The organism is Variovorax sp. VNK109 (assembly GCF_049445855.1).
Taxonomy (GTDB): domain Bacteria; phylum Pseudomonadota; class Gammaproteobacteria; order Burkholderiales; family Burkholderiaceae_C; genus JAGOCV01.
The window spans coordinates 643,652-657,829 of the sequence record NZ_JBMSDV010000001.1 but is presented as its reverse complement, the minus strand read 5'-3'; the positions used below and the strand labels follow the sequence as shown (position 1 = coordinate 657,829).

The window sequence follows — 14,178 nt, the reverse complement described above, 5'->3', positions numbered from 1 at the left end:
ATCATGGAAAACAAGCTCTATATCGGTAATCTCTCCTACGACGTCGACGATTCGACCCTGCAGCACCAGTTTGCTGAATACGGCACCGTGAATTCGGCCAAGGTCGTCATCGATCGCGAAAGCGGTCGTTCCAAAGGCTTTGGCTTCGTGGAAATGTCTTCGGCCAACGAAGCGCAAACCGCCATCGACGGCATGAATGGCAAGTCCGTCGGCGGACGCGCGCTGACGGTCAACGTTGCGCGCCCCATGGAAAAGCGAAGCGGTGGTGGCTACCAGAACGGCGGGGGACGGTACTGAACACCGCGAAAGCCATACGGCTGAGGTATGAAGTGGAATTGCACTATCAGGTGCGCACGGCAGGCGCCGATTTCCTCTTCAACTTCCTTGCGGCACAGACCCAGCAGCAGACCATCGTCACGGAATCGCTGACTCTCAGCCAGAACGTTCCGATGCACACGCTCAGCACCGGCCCGCAAGCGCGGCGTGTCAGCCGCCTGCGAGCAATCGCCGGCGATCTGACAGTGCGGTACTCAGGCACGGTGGATGTGCTGCACCATCGTGAGAATCCGGACGTCGTTGCCGAAACCTGGGTTTCGGACCTCCCCGGCGACGTGATTCCTTACCTGTACCCCAGCCGCTACTGCGAGTCAGACAAGCTCAATGCACTCGCGATGCTGGAGTTCGGTCACATGTGGCAAGGCTACAGCCGTGTGCAGGCCATTTGCGACTGGGTCAATCGCCGCATCGCCTTCGAATCCGGTAGCTCCAGCGGGACCACGAGTGCCGAACAGACGCTCATGCAAGGCAAGGGCGTATGCCGGGACTTTGCGCACCTGATGATTGCACTTTGCCGCGCAGTCAACGTACCGGCGCGGTTTACGACAGGACTGGACTATGGAGCCGATCCCGCACTCGGACCACCGGATTTTCACGCCTACGTCGAAGCCTATCTCGGTGGCCGCTGGTACATCTTTGATCCATCAGGTACGGCCATACCTCTGGGTTTTGTGCGCATCACCTCGGGCCGCGATGCCTCTGACTGCGCGTATGCATCCATCTTCGGAGATGTCGTGCCGCTCGGCCGCAATCTCCTGATTGAAGCGATTCCGGGTAGCGACGGCATCTATCGCGCTCCGGTGCGGACCTACGAGGCGATCTCCACCGCTGCTTCATGACGTTGCGGTAGTGCGTTCCGTGCAGTAATGGTGTTCATCGATTGGCTTTTCGTGCTTCTCGTGCTTTTGGGGCCGCAGGCTCGCGGGCCAGGTCGATGAAGGCCCGCACATAGTCAATGGCGGTGTCGGTCTCGCGCGCCCCCAGGAAGATCTGTTTGGCAATGCCGCGTGCGCCCAGCCGCACGGGCACCACGTCCATTTTGTCAGCGTACTCTTCGACAAGCCAGCGCGGCAGCGCGGCCACACCGCGACCGCTGGCCACCATCTGCACCATGATGTCCGTGGTTTCAATGGCTTTGTGGCGCTTTGGCGTGACGCCCGCCGGCAGCAGGAACTGGGTGTAGATGTCCAGGCGCTCGATGTCCACCGGATAGCTGATGAGCACTTCCTGGGTCAGCTGCCTGGGCTTCACGTAGTCTGCCGAAGCCAGCGCGTGGCCCCTTGCCACGACAAGCACCTGCTCGTAGTCGAACACGGGTTCGAACTTGAGCCCCGGCTTGAACAGCGGGTCCGGTGTGACCAGCATGTCGATCTCGTAGCCGAAAAGAGCGCCGATCCCGCCGAACTGGAATTTCTGCTTGACGTCCACATCCACGTCCGGCCAGGCGGCGAGATACGGCGAAACCACTTTGAGCAGCCACTGGTAGCAGGGGTGGCATTCCATGCCGATGCGCAGCGCGCCGCGCTCGCCTTGCGCAAACTGGCCGAGCCGCTCCTCGGCCAGATTCAGCTGCGGCAATACCCGGTTCGCGACTGCCAGCAGGTACTGTCCAGCCTGCGTCAGCCGCAGGCTTCGGCCTTCGCGCAGCCAGACGTCCGTGCCCAGTTGATGTTCGAGTTTCTTCATGCTGTGGCTCAGCGCCGACTGGGTCAGGTTCAAGACGCCCGCAGCCGCAGTCAGCGACCCTTGCTTCTCGACCTGCTGCACGATGTTGAGGTGGATGCGCTCAAGCATTCAATGATCCAGATTCATGAATTAATGTAGTAATACCATTTTACTTCATGGATGTCGGTGGCTAGCATCCGATCAATGACACGCCCATTTCGTTCTGTCGTGGCAACACCGGTCTTCCGTGGCTCGTACGCGGGACTGTTCAAACACTTCTTCGACTTCATTCATCAGGACGCCCTGGTCGACAAGCCCGTCCTGCTGGCGGCCAATGGCGGCAGTGAGCGCCATGCCCTGGTGATCGATCACCAGCTACGACCGCTGTTCAGCTTCTTCCAGGCACGCATGTTGCCGCTGGGCGTCTACGCGACCGACAAGGATTTTGTGGACTACCGCCTGCGCGATGAAGCCCTCATCGAGCGGGCCAGGTTGGCGATCCAGCGGGCATTGCCGTTGATGGGGCTGGCGCGCCATGCCAGACCGACCCTTGCCCTCTCCTCTCTGAAGAACTCCATCGCTACATTTCCATGAACGAAGAACTTGCCTTCAATCTCAAGAGCATCCGTTTCGATGAGAACTATGAACCATCGGACAGCACGCGCATCACCACCAACTTCGCCAACCTGGCCCGGGGCGCAAGTCGGAAGCAGAACCTGCGCAACACACTGAGGATGATCGACAACCGCTTCAATGCCCTGGCGCATTGGGACAATCCGACGGGCGATCGCTACGCCGTCGAACTGGAGATCATTTCCGTCGAGATGAGCCTCGGCGACAAGGGCAGCACTTCTGCATTCCCGTTGATCGAAATACTGAAAACCAGCATTCTCGACAAGATGACGCACAAACGCATCGACGGCATCGTGGGGAACAACTTCTCCTCCTACGTGCGCGACTACGACTTCAGCGTCGTGCTCCCGGGCTACAACGCCGATCGCGCGGAATTCGGTGTTCCAGACGGGTTTGGTGACTTGCATGGCAAGCTGTTCAGACAATTTGCCAACTCGAATACTTACAGCGAGCACTTCGGCAAGCCACCGGTCATCTGCATCAGCGTGTCGACCAGCCAGACCTATCGGCGGACCGGGAATCAGCACCCGGTGCTGGGCATCGAGTATCAACAGAATGAACTGTCCTCGACGGACCGGTACTTCGCGAAAATGGGGATGCAGGTGCGTTTTTTCATGCCACCGGGTAGCGTGGCACCGCTGGCTTTCTACTTTCACGGCGATCTGCCGGGTGACTACACGGATCTCGAATTGATCGGCACCATCAGTACCATGGAAACCTTCCAGAAGATCTACCGTCCCGAGATCTACAACGCCAATTCTGCGGCCGGGAGTATCTATCGACCGAGCCTGAAGCACCAGGACTACTCGTCGACGCAGATCGTCTATGACCGGGAAGAGCGCAGCCAACTGGCGGTCAAGCAGGGAAAGTTTGCGGAAGAGCACTTCATCAAGCCGTACAAAAACGTGCTTGACCAGTGGGCTGCAGATTTCGCGCACTAAACTCTCGCACCGGTGGCACTGGCCACCATTTCACCCAATATGCATCCCTCGGCTGATGGGGCAGGCTGTCCCGAAAGCGGCCATCACACACATCCAGTCTGAAAGGAATCCTCAATGTTTGAAACCTCCATCGCCGGCAGCCTGCCCAAACCTGCCTGGCTGGCAGAAACCAACAAGCTCTGGCCCAAGTGGATGGCTGAAGGCGATGCGCTTCGTCAGGCCAAGGCCGATGCGACGCTGCTGTGGATCAAGGCGCAGGAAGACGCGGGCCTGGACATCGTGTGCGACGGCGAGCAGTCGCGCCAGCATTTCGTGCATGGCTTCCTCGAACAGGTCGAGGGCATCGACTTCGAGCACAAGGTGAAGATGGGCATCCGCGACAACCGCTACGACGCGATGGTGCCGCAGGTGGTGTCGGCCCTGCGCCTGAAGGGCCGCGTGCATGCCTTCGAGGCACAGCTGGCGCGCGCGCACACGAAGAAGAAACTGAAGTTCACCCTGCCCGGGCCCATGACCATCGTCGACACCGTGGCGGACCGCTTCTACGGTGACAAGGTCAAGATGGCCTTCGCGTTTGCGGAACTGCTCAATCAGGAAGCGCTTGCGCTGCAGGCCGATGGCGTGGACATCATCCAGTTCGACGAACCTGCCTTCAATGTCTACATGAAGGATGCTGCTGACTGGGGTGTGCAGGCGCTCGAGCGCGCTGCGCAAGGCTTGACTTGCACGACGGCGGTGCACATCTGCTACGGCTACGGCATCAAGGCCAACACCGACTGGAAGAGCACGCTGGGTGACGAATGGCGCCAGTACGAGACGGTGTTCCCCGCGCTGGCCAGGAGCAGCATCGATCAGGTGAGCCTGGAGTGCATCCACTCCCATGTGCCGCCCGACCTGATGAAGCTGCTGGCGGGCAAGGACGTGATGGTCGGCGTGATCGATGTGGCCAGCGACGTGGTCGAAACACCCGAGGAAGTGGCCGACACCATCGGCCGGGCGCTGGAGTTCGTGCCGAAGGAGCGCCTGTTCCCGTGCACGAATTGCGGCTTGGCGCCGATGGGGCGGGACGTGGCCTGGCGCAAGCTGCAGGCGCTGGCAGCGGGCACGAAGCTGGCGAAGGAGCGATTGGCTGCTGCGTGACCGCTGTGCCCTCGTTCGAACAGCATCTCCGGCTTTGTCTTCGTCATCGATGACATGGCGCGTCTGCCGCGCGGCGGACGATTACATACTGATACGTTTATTTATATACTAATCAGTCATAAACAGACTAATTGGTTTAATCTCCGCTTGCCGCCCATCCGGTGCGGCATCCATCACTCAAGGAGATTGCATGATGAACAAGTTTTCCAGGGGCACTTCCGCATTCCTGCTGGCCGCCGCGCTAGGCGCGGTGGCAGTTCCCGCTGCTGCACAAGTCATGGTCGGTGGCGCACCGATGCTCCCCACCAAGGACATCATCGACAACGCCGTCAACTCGAAGGACCACACGACGCTGGTCGCTGCAGTGAAGGCAGCAGGTCTCGTCGAGACACTCAAGGGCCCGGGCCCGTTCACGGTGTTTGCGCCGACCAACGCTGCATTCAACGCGCTGCCCGCAGGCACGGTCGATACCCTGCTGAAGCCCGAAAACAAGGCGAAGCTGACGTCCGTGCTCACCTACCACGTCGTTCCCGGAAAGTGGGATGCCGCCGCGATCGCCAAAATGATCAAGGACGGCAATGGCATGGCGTCGATCAAGACCGTCGCGGGCGGCACCCTGGTGGCGAAGGCTTCTGGTTCTTCCGTCACGGTCACGGACGAGAGCGGTGGCGTCGCGAAGGTCACGATCGCTGACGTCATGCAGTCCAATGGCGTGATCCATGTGATCGACAAGGTCCTGCTGCCCAAGTAAGACGTAAGACGCGGACGCTCGAAGAAGGTGGCCTCCGGTGTCAGAGCTGCGCTCGCTGATCATTGTCCTGGGCGATCAGCTCGACCCGGAAGCCGCTGCGTTCGACGGGTTCGACGCGTCGAAAGACGCCGTGTGGATGGCAGAAGTGGAGGAAGAGTCCACACATGTCTGGTCCGGCAAACCACGCATCGTCCTCTTCCTGTCCGCCATGCGGCACTTTGCGGCATCGCTGGCGTCTGCTGACAAGACGCTGATCTACCGGGCGCTGGGCGACGAGGGGAATCTGGGCAGCCTCGGTGCCCAACTGGCGGCCGACATCGAAATGCTCCAGCCTCGCGCATTGCGCATGACGCAGCCTGGTGACTGGCGCGTGTTGCAGTCGATCCGCGACGTGGCCGCAGCAGCCGACGTTCCTCTCACCGTGCTCGAAGACCGGCATTTTTTCGTAGGCATCGACGAGTTCCGCGAGTACGCCAGATCCAGGAAATCCTTACGTATGGAGTATTTCTACCGCGCGCAAAGAACGCGTCACCGGGTCCTGATGGCTGAGGACGCCGCCGGCGACGACGCGCAGCCGGAAGGCGGGCGCTGGAACTTTGATGACGAAAACCGGGCGAGCTTCGGTGCCGCTGGGCCGGGGTTTGTTGCGGGCCGCTTCGAGTGCGGTCCTGACGACGTCACGCGCGAGGTCATTTCGCAAGTGGAGGCCCGCTTCGCGGACCACCGCGGCAGCCTGGACAGCTTCCACTGGCCGGTCACGCGCGAAGACGCGCTGCGCTCGCTTCATGCTTTCATCGACGAACGCCTCGCCATGTTCGGTCCTTACCAGGATGCCATGTGGCCTGACGAGCCGTGGCTACATCATTCGCACCTGTCGGCTGCGCTGAATCTCAAGCTGCTCAATCCACGCGAGGTCGTGGACGCCGCTCAGAAAGCGTATCGGGAGGGCGTTGTCCCCTTGGCCAGCGCGGAAGGATTCATCCGGCAGATCCTGGGCTGGCGCGAATATGTGCGCGGTATCTACTGGAGCGAGATGCCGGGTTATCTCGAGCTCAACGCGCTGGATGCTCAGGAGCCGCTTCCGCCGTGGTACTGGACCGGCGACGTACCGATGGCGTGTCTGCGCGATGCGCTGAAGCAAACCCTGACGCATGGCTACGCGAATCACATCCAGCGCCTGATGGTCACAGGGCTTTATGCGCTCCTGCTCGGGGTCAGGCCGCAGGCCGTGCACGAGTGGTATCTGGCCGTTTATGTGGATGCCGTGGAGTGGGTGGAACTGCCCAACACGCTGGGCATGAGCCAGTATGGCGATGGCGGATGGATGGCAAGCAAGCCCTACGTGGCGACAGGGCGGTACATCCAGAAGATGAGCCCGTACTGTGCGGGCTGCCGCTTCGACCCGGCCCTGCGCACAGGCCCGGACGCGTGTCCGTTCACCACCCTTTACTGGGATTTCCTGATGCGCCACGAGCAACGCCTGAAAGGCAACCCGCGCATGTCGCTTCAACTCAGGAATCTTGACCGTATCGATGCGAAGGAAAAGGCTCGCATCCGGCAACAGGCCGCTGCGTTGCGCGACGAGGCGCGGGCCTGAGGATTTGAACCACCCACCCAACCGAGGCATGACAAATGATGAAAAGAATTCTCGTATCCCTGTCTGTCGTACTGGCAACTCTCATCACGGGATGTGCAGCACCGTCCGTTGACACCTATGCCGCCGAGAAGCCGGCCCTCAAGCTGGATTCCTTCTTCAATGGCGAACTCCGCGCTTATGGATTCTTCCGCGACCGCAGCGGCAAAGTTGTCAAGCGCTTCACCGTGGACATGCGCGGCGAGTGGAGCGGCAACAAAGGTGTGCTCGACGAGCGATTCCTGTATTCCGATGGCAGTACGGAGCGCCGGGTGTGGCGGTTGACACTCGGTCCGGATGGATCTGTCACGGGCGAAGCCGGCGACGTCGTGGGCGAGGCCACAGGCAAGATCAGCGGCAACGCCCTCCAGTGGCGCTACGTGCTGAGTCTTCCGGTGAACGGCAAGGTTTATGACGTGCAGATGGACGACTGGATGTACCTGCAGACAGACAAGGTCATGCTCAATACCGCGAAGATGAGCAAGTTCGGATTCACGCTGGGCGAAGTCGTCCTCACCTTCGTGAAGCCGTGACGATGATGGAGCCGGATGCAGACCGGGACCCCTCGGCTGAGCCGATCTTCATCGATTGGCGCCTAGAATCGACGGAAACTCAAGGGGAACGGTGTGCGTTGGTGGGTCGCTGTGGTGTCGGCGGTGTTGTTTTGTGGCGCAGCCTCTGCTGAGCCCACATGGCTCGTCATTGTCGGAAACCCGGAGGATCCGATCGCCGACACCGTCCTGGTGGATGCGGCCTCCATCCGCACGGAAGCCGACGGGTCCCGACAGCTCGTCATACGGGTGAATCGCGCAAGCACTCGACGGTCGCCAATCACAGGCCAGGTCTTCCGGTCGTATTCCGCTGAGGTAGAAATCGACTGCAGGACGAAAGTCGGGCTTTTCAAGCGGGTGGATTATTTCGATGGCCCGCTGTGGAAAGGTCATTCTTTCTCATCGGATGTTTCGCAGATCAATCCGCGGTCGCATCTCGCATTCAGGGGAATGCAGCCAAACCCCGCGCCGCGCATCATCCGCGCTGCCTGCACGACGAGAACTGAAGGTCGCCCTTGATGCGCGTGTCGCGGTGGGTGGTCGCTCCTGGTTCACGGCTGCACTTCAGTATGCGTGCGCCAGACGCAGGTAGAGCGGTATGCCGAAGAGGATGTTGAAGGGGAACGTCAACCCCAGCGACAACCCCAGGTAGAGCGCAGGCCTGGCCTCAGGAATGGCGTGGCGCACCACGGCGGGAACTGCGATGTAGCTCGCCGATGCTGCCAGAACCATCAGAAGCGCCGTGTTGCCTGCCTCCAGACCGAGAAGCCGTCCGAGCCCGAGGGCGACTGCAGCGTGCACCAGCGGCGCGCCGACCGCGTAGCCGAGCAACCATCGCGGCGCATCGCGCAGTGCCCCGATCTGACGCGCGCACGCCAGGCCCATGTCGAGCAGGAAGAATGCGAGCATGCCTCTGAAAAGATCGCCCGTGAACGGCTTCATGGCTGCTTCTCCCGCAGTCCCGCTGAGAATTCCGATGACCATGGCACCCAGCAGCAGCAACTGTGCGCCGTCTGTCAGCGATTCATGCAACACGCCTCGCAGTGGCAATGCATTGGCCGCTCCCGCGTGCTCCTGGCGGACGCGATTGGCCAGAAAAACTGCCATGATGATCGCCGGCGACTCCATCAGTGCCATTGCCGCGGCCATGTGCCCGCCGTACGGAAGCCCGGCTGCGTCGAGGTGCTGCACGGCCGTGATGAACGTGACCGCGCTTACGGAACCGTAGGTGGCTGCAATGGCTGCAGCATCGAACCCGCCCAGCGCCTTGCGAAGAAGGGTGTAACTGACCACCGGTACAGCGACTGCCAGCAGCATGGCCGCACCCAGGCTGGCTGCAACCTCGGAGGTCAACCCCGACTTCGCCAGGGCGAATCCACCTTTGAGGCCCAAAGCCATCAACAGGTAAAGCGACAGGAATCTGGAGATGGCCGGCGGAATCTCCAGGTTGGATCGCAGCAGGCCGGCAACGATCCCGAAGCAGAAGAACAGGACGGCAGGATCGAGCAACTGGTTCATGCTTCTGCCTCACGCTCCCCGTGCGCGTGTCTTCCACATGGAATAAAGAACCCCGCCAGCAATCAGGCCGAATGTGACGCCGAGCGATACGGCTGGCGGAAACTTCCCGATGAAGTTCACGAGGAAGATCTTGGTGCCGACGAACACGAGTACCAGTGCCAGTGCGTACTGCAGGTAGTGGAAGCGATGGATCATTGCCGCGAGCGCGAAATAGAGCGCCCTCAGACCCAGGATGGCGAAGATATTGCTCGTGTAGACAATGAACGGATCCGATGTGATGGCGAAAATCGCCGGCACCGAGTCCACCGCAAATACGAGGTCGACCACTTCGATCATCGCCAGCGCCAGGAACAGGGGCGTCGCGTACCGCACCATGTTGCCGCCTGCGTCGGCGCGCTTCACGAAAAAGGCGTTGCCATGCAGATCTTCAGTGAGGCGCAGATGTCTTCGCAGGAACGCGAGGACGCGGCTGTCGGCCATGTCGTGTTGCTGCCCCGCGGACATCCACATCTTGACGCCGGTGATGACAAGAAATGCCCCGAAGATGTAGAGGATGCTGCTGAAGTTCTGCACGAGCGCCGCGCCGGCCCCGATCAGCAGGGCGCGCATGACGATGACGCCCATAATTCCCCAGAAAAGAACGCGATGCTGGTACTGACGCGGTATGCCCAGCGTCGAGAAAATCATCGCGATGACGAAGACGTTGTCCATCGACAGCGATTTTTCGATCAGGAAGCCGGTGTAGTACTCGATGCCCGACCGTGCGCCCATGTACCACCAGACCCATGCGCCGAAGAGCAACGCGATACCGATGTACCCGCCGGACAGCAGAAGGCTTTCTTTCACACCGATCTCGCGCTCCTCCTTGTGCAGGACGCCAAGGTCCAGCGCCAACAAGGTGGCGACGATGCAGAGGAATGCCAGCCAGACCACGATCGGCGTGCCCAGCCAAGGGGTCTGGAGAGAGGTCAGCACAACTTCCATGTTTTTCCTGTCGTTGTTGGGAATGCCGCTGCGCGATTGCGTCAGTCAGTGGAAGATACGCTGGATCTGATTCCTGAAAAAGCAGACAATTATTGAAATTGACTCCTTTAAAAGCAGAATGAGCCAGTCGTTCAGTTACCGGCATCTCTACTACTTCTGGGTGGTGGCCAAGGAGGGCGGGATCTCCCGCGCCGCGGAGCGGCTCGGCATGGCTGTGCAAACCGTGAGTGCCCAGGTACGGGAACTGGAGCGCTCCCTCGGTGTGCAATTGCTGCGCCCGCAGGGCAGGGGCGTCGTGTTGACCGAGGCAGGTCAGCGGGCGATGCAACAGGCGGAGGTGATTTTCGAGCTCGGCGAAGCACTGCCGGATTTGCTGCGAACTCGATCCGGCACACAGCCTTCGGTACGGCTGGCACTCGGGGTCAGCGACACGCTGCCCAAGCTGGTGGTGCGTCATCTGGTGCAACCCGTTCTCGACACCCCGGGTTTGCGCCTGCTTTGTCATGAGCAGCATTTCGAGGATCTGCTGGGAAATCTGGCTGTCCACAAACTGGACTTGGTCCTCGCCGACAGGCCCGCACCGCCGCGTGCAGGCCTGACGGTGTTCAATCATGCGATGGGGTCTTCGGGCCTCGCCTGGTATGGCGTTGCAGGACTTGCGCTTCGTGCAAAAAAGAAGTTTCCACTCGGGCTGGCCGACATACCCGTGCTGCTGCCGGCGTCGAATGCAGAGGTGCGACCCCATATCGACCATTGGTTCGCTCGCCTGGGCATCCCGCCGCGCACGGTCGGGGAGTTCGAGGATTCCGCGCTGCTGAAGATCTTCGCGGCCGGTGGCATGGGAATCTTTCCTGCCCCGGAACTGGTGGAGCAGCAACTGCTGGCCCAGTATGGCGTCCGCCGCATCGGCCCGCTGGAGGGGGTGGTTGAGCGCTTCTATTGCATCAGCACCGAACGGCGCGTCGTGCATCCATTGGTCAGGCGCATGGTCGAGAAGGCAGGTTCGGCAGCGATCCCCCTTGCCGACCGCGCTGCCACCTATCGAGAGTAGAGCGCGCGATCCTTCGAGATCGCTTGCGTGAAGAGCTTGGCAACGGCTTCCAGCGCGGCTACTTCACTCTGCCCCAAGTAGTCTTTGGGCTCATGGCTGTAGCAACACAGCGTGCCATAGACGACGCCACCTTCCAGAACAATCGGGGCGGTGAGGTAACAGCCGATTTGCAGGGCGTCTGTTGCGGCGAGCTCGCGCGCCTCTTTGTTCCTGCGGGAATTGGGGATGGCCAACGGCAGCCGGCCATCGATAGCGCGCTGGCAGTAGGTGTCTTCCAAAGCGTGCGAATCGCCCGCTGTAACGAAGCTTTGATGCGGTTGATGCGCGTCCACTTGGCGAAACACCCGGCGGCCATCAACGAATTCGGCGACGAATGCGATATCCATCTTCAGGAACTCCCGAACGCGCTTCAAGATATCTTGAAGTGCAGCCAGGCTGACGTGATCTGCCGTCGAGGCCGTGGCCATCAAATATTCGCGCATACGTTCGCCCTCCATGCTTGCTCACCTCAGGCGCATGCGGCTGCTGCTGCGCCGCTGCTAAGCATTTATAGCTCATATCCTTTGGGCGTCATAGTGTTCAGCCGCAGACGCGTTCGACCCGTGGGTACACGCGTCATGCCTCATCAGAATCCATTCAAAGGAAGAAAGGCGAGCGGTTCGGCCGATTCCGCGTCAATGAGCGCAACCCAGTCCCCCCGCGCCATGACAGGTAGCCATCTCAGCGTTTGTTCTTCGCGGCCGAGGGCTTTCAATTTTTCGTCCAGCGCGACCCGTGCGGTCTCCGGATTCTTCATGCGCAGTGCTTGCAGCGTCCTGGACTGAGCCAGGACGCGCTGTTTGACTTCTTCGTAGGGGAGGTAGAACTTCGGCTGGACTTCAATGTCTTTTCCGGCGAGGCCGTCCATGAGCAACTGGTTGGATTCTTCGGGGGTTGAAGGTGCGCGCGTGCCAACGATCTCGGGACCTAGCCATGGCACTTTCCTGAATGTCGGCTGCGCGGCCAGCGCCAACTCGCTCTTCTCGATCGACATCGCCGAAACCACGTTGAAGCGATCTCCCGTGTGCACCAGATAGGCGGGGCGCACCGAAGCGACCGTCCACAAGCCGTATGCAAGTGCTGCGGCCTGCAGGACCAGTACGACGGCCAGGTCGAACTTCATTCGCCCCCATCCTTTGCCGGGATTGAAAATTGCAAGTGTGATGAGCGGGCCCAGGACGACGTCCACACTGACCAACAGAAAGAAGAGCTCCCGGCCGCCAGACATCTCCCAATATTCCTTGGGATACCAGACCCAATGGACCAAGCCAAACGCCATACCGGCAACAACCAGGCACAGCAGAAGATGGGTGGCCGCAGCGTGAAGGCGTTCCCCGAATGTCGCTCGCTTGCCACGAGGCCAAAGAGATAAGTCCTTGAGCATGATGGTTTCCAGTGATGACAGCGGGTGACCTATGGGCTTTCCTGACGGTTTTCAAGGAGCTGGAGTTTGCGCCGACCGACCGGTCACACAATAAACTTGCTTGTGCATGAGGTGTGTAGGACACTCTCTTCCCTGTCCATCCCTCTCCAGACATCAGTGACCAAGCACTCCACGGACAAGTCGATTGAAGACGCCCTGACGTCAAGCGAAGCTGCGGCGGAAGAGGTCAAGGCTGTCGCCGACGAACTGGCCGTTGTTCGAAGCGTCCTCGAAACTCGATTGCCGGAAGTTGACGAAGAGGTCAAGCTGGCGGTGGAGCGCACAGGAGACGCGGGGGAGCAGCTCGACAGGACCGCGGAGAAGCTCGATGACGCCCACAAAGATCTTCGCGAAGCGCTGGGTGGCGGCGATAAAGCCTGATTCGACCCTGGCGGGTTGATGGGGCTGGCTATCGGCTGAACCGGGTGCTCTCACCAAATGAAAACCATGAAGGCATTTGTCGTCCATCGTTACGGAAAGAGCGAGGCACTCCGCGCCGTCGACTTGCCCGAGCCGGAACTGCATGCGGACGAGGTGCTGATCCAGGTTTACGCGACAGCGTTGAACCAGCTGGACTCGAAGCTTCGCAGCGGCGAGTTCAAGCTCATCCTGCCGTACCGCCCGCCGTTCGTTCTGGGGCACGATGTGGCTGGCGTGGTGGTTCGAGTCGGTCCCCGCGTGAGCCAGTTCAAGACCGGCGATGAGGTCTACGCCAGGCCGGACGACTTGCGCATCGGAACGTTCGCCGAGCTCATTGCCGTCAAGGAAGACTCGGTGGCGATGAAACCCCGCAATCTCACGATGGAGGAAGCGGCATCCATCCCGCTGGTGGGCCTGACGTCCTGGCAAGCGCTGAGGGAGATCGCGAAGCTCGAGACGGGGCAGAAAGTCTTCATCCAGGCTGGTTCAGGCGGCGTCGGCACGTTTGCGATCCAGCTGGCCAAACACATGGGCGCGACGGTGGCGACTACCGCCAGCGCAGGTAACGCCTCATTGGTGAAGAGTCTGGGCGCGGATGTGGTCATCGACTACAGGAAAGACGCCTTTGAAGATCATCTGCGCGATTACGACGTGGTTCTGCACAGCCAGGACGGCAAGACACTCATGAAGTCATTGACCGTGCTCAAGCCCGGCGGCCACCTGGTCTCCATCTCCGGCCCACCCGACCCGCAGTTTGCCGAAAGCATCAAGGCCCCGTGGTTCGTCGAGCAGGTCATGCGCGCCCTGAGCTTCGGTGTTCGAAGGCAAGCCAAACGCCGCAGGCTTCACTACGCCTTCCTCTTCATGAAAGCCAGCGGAAGCCAGTTGCGGCAGATCACGCAACTGATCGAGTCAGGTGCCATCCGCCCGGTGATCGACAAGGTCTTCCCCTTCGAATCCACCAATGAAGCGCTGGCCTACGTCGAAAGCGGCCGTGCGAAGGGCAAGGTGGTGATCAAGGTGCGATGAAGTTTGTGCCTGGAGTGTCGAGCACGATCGACGCTTAAATCCGTCTTGGCACACAGAAGCTGCC

At 60.6% G+C, this 14,178-nt stretch carries 16 protein-coding genes and 1 pseudogene; 12 read left to right on the top strand and 5 right to left on the bottom strand.

What is annotated here, in order from left to right:
• Positions 1 to 3: 3 nt before the first annotated feature.
• Both ACO2Q9_RS03215 and ACO2Q9_RS03210 read left to right on the top strand, forming a co-directional pair.
• Entirely contained in the window at positions 4 to 297 is a 294-nt protein-coding gene (locus tag ACO2Q9_RS03215) for an RNA recognition motif domain-containing protein (RefSeq protein ID WP_423308236.1), read from the top strand.
• Between the two features lie 32 nt (positions 298 to 329).
• Positions 330 to 1,175, top strand: coding sequence for a transglutaminase-like domain-containing protein (locus tag ACO2Q9_RS03210; protein ID WP_423308234.1), 846 nt, complete (start codon positions 330 to 332; stop codon positions 1,173 to 1,175).
• A gap of 34 nt (positions 1,176 to 1,209) precedes the next feature.
• Here the strand turns inward: ACO2Q9_RS03210 and ACO2Q9_RS03205 are convergent, their stop codons facing one another.
• Entirely contained in the window at positions 1,210 to 2,130 is a 921-nt protein-coding gene (locus ACO2Q9_RS03205) for a LysR substrate-binding domain-containing protein (RefSeq protein ID WP_423308232.1), read from the bottom strand.
• Positions 2,131 to 2,226: 96 nt separating this feature from the next.
• Here ACO2Q9_RS03205 and ACO2Q9_RS03200 point away from each other — a divergent pair.
• The 7 genes and pseudogenes from ACO2Q9_RS03200 to ACO2Q9_RS03170 form a co-directional block, all read left to right on the top strand.
• A pseudogene (locus tag ACO2Q9_RS03200) lies at positions 2,227 to 2,595 on the top strand (NAD(P)H-dependent oxidoreductase); the annotation flags it as partial.
• The gene (locus ACO2Q9_RS03195) at positions 2,592 to 3,575 is read left to right on the top strand and encodes a DUF1852 domain-containing protein (protein WP_423308231.1); all 984 of its coding nucleotides are present in this window, start codon (positions 2,592 to 2,594) and stop codon (positions 3,573 to 3,575) included. The pseudogene ACO2Q9_RS03200 and the gene ACO2Q9_RS03195, both read left to right, overlap by 4 nt.
• Before the next feature lie 114 nt (positions 3,576 to 3,689).
• Positions 3,690 to 4,715: a methionine synthase gene (locus tag ACO2Q9_RS03190; RefSeq protein ID WP_423308229.1), complete on the top strand. Its 1,026-nt coding sequence runs from the start codon at positions 3,690 to 3,692 to the stop codon at positions 4,713 to 4,715.
• Positions 4,716 to 4,908: 193 nt separating this feature from the next.
• Complete coding sequence (locus ACO2Q9_RS03185; protein ID WP_423309906.1) at positions 4,909 to 5,466, top strand: fasciclin domain-containing protein; 558 nt, start codon at positions 4,909 to 4,911, stop codon at positions 5,464 to 5,466.
• A 37-nt stretch (positions 5,467 to 5,503) separates the two neighbouring features.
• On the top strand, positions 5,504 to 7,063 hold the full coding sequence (locus ACO2Q9_RS03180) for a cryptochrome/photolyase family protein (RefSeq protein WP_423308228.1): 1,560 nt from the start codon (positions 5,504 to 5,506) through the stop codon (positions 7,061 to 7,063).
• 35 nt (positions 7,064 to 7,098) lie between these two features.
• Positions 7,099 to 7,632 carry a DUF3833 domain-containing protein gene (locus ACO2Q9_RS03175; protein ID WP_423308226.1) on the top strand — a complete coding sequence of 178 codons (534 nt, stop codon included), beginning with the start codon at positions 7,099 to 7,101 and terminating at the stop codon, positions 7,630 to 7,632.
• Between the two features lie 93 nt (positions 7,633 to 7,725).
• The gene (locus ACO2Q9_RS03170; protein ID WP_423308224.1) at positions 7,726 to 8,169 is read left to right on the top strand and encodes a surface-adhesin E family protein; all 444 of its coding nucleotides are present in this window, start codon (positions 7,726 to 7,728) and stop codon (positions 8,167 to 8,169) included.
• Between the two features lie 45 nt (positions 8,170 to 8,214).
• Here ACO2Q9_RS03170 and ACO2Q9_RS03165 read toward each other — a convergent pair whose 3' ends face one another.
• Together ACO2Q9_RS03165 and ACO2Q9_RS03160 are read right to left on the bottom strand one after the other, a co-directional pair.
• Positions 8,215 to 9,168 carry a sodium-dependent bicarbonate transport family permease gene (locus tag ACO2Q9_RS03165; RefSeq protein ID WP_423308222.1) on the bottom strand — a complete coding sequence of 318 codons (954 nt, stop codon included), beginning with the start codon at positions 9,166 to 9,168 and terminating at the stop codon, positions 8,215 to 8,217.
• A gap of 9 nt (positions 9,169 to 9,177) precedes the next feature.
• Positions 9,178 to 10,152 carry a TerC family protein gene (locus tag ACO2Q9_RS03160; protein WP_423308220.1) on the bottom strand — a complete coding sequence of 325 codons (975 nt, stop codon included), beginning with the start codon at positions 10,150 to 10,152 and terminating at the stop codon, positions 9,178 to 9,180.
• A 118-nt stretch (positions 10,153 to 10,270) separates the two neighbouring features.
• Between ACO2Q9_RS03160 and ACO2Q9_RS03155 the strand changes: the two genes are divergently transcribed.
• Positions 10,271 to 11,203, top strand: a complete 933-nt coding sequence (locus ACO2Q9_RS03155) for a LysR family transcriptional regulator (RefSeq protein ID WP_423308218.1) — start codon at positions 10,271 to 10,273, stop codon at positions 11,201 to 11,203.
• Here the strand turns inward: ACO2Q9_RS03155 and ACO2Q9_RS03150 are convergent.
• On the bottom strand, positions 11,191 to 11,700 hold the full coding sequence (locus ACO2Q9_RS03150; protein ID WP_423308216.1) for a GAF domain-containing protein: 510 nt from the start codon (positions 11,698 to 11,700) through the stop codon (positions 11,191 to 11,193). The two genes, ACO2Q9_RS03155 and ACO2Q9_RS03150, sit on opposite strands and share 13 nt — an antisense overlap.
• A gap of 128 nt (positions 11,701 to 11,828) precedes the next feature.
• Positions 11,829 to 12,626 carry a TfpX/TfpZ family type IV pilin accessory protein gene (gene tfpZ, locus ACO2Q9_RS03145; RefSeq protein WP_423308214.1) on the bottom strand — a complete coding sequence of 266 codons (798 nt, stop codon included), beginning with the start codon at positions 12,624 to 12,626 and terminating at the stop codon, positions 11,829 to 11,831.
• Positions 12,627 to 12,782: 156 nt separating this feature from the next.
• Between tfpZ and ACO2Q9_RS03140 the strand changes: the two genes are divergently transcribed.
• Complete coding sequence (locus ACO2Q9_RS03140; RefSeq protein WP_423308212.1) at positions 12,783 to 13,046, top strand: hypothetical protein; 264 nt, start codon at positions 12,783 to 12,785, stop codon at positions 13,044 to 13,046.
• A gap of 66 nt (positions 13,047 to 13,112) precedes the next feature.
• Complete coding sequence (locus ACO2Q9_RS03135; protein WP_423308210.1) at positions 13,113 to 14,114, top strand: NADP-dependent oxidoreductase; 1,002 nt, start codon at positions 13,113 to 13,115, stop codon at positions 14,112 to 14,114.
• Positions 14,115 to 14,178: the final 64 nt, after the last annotated feature.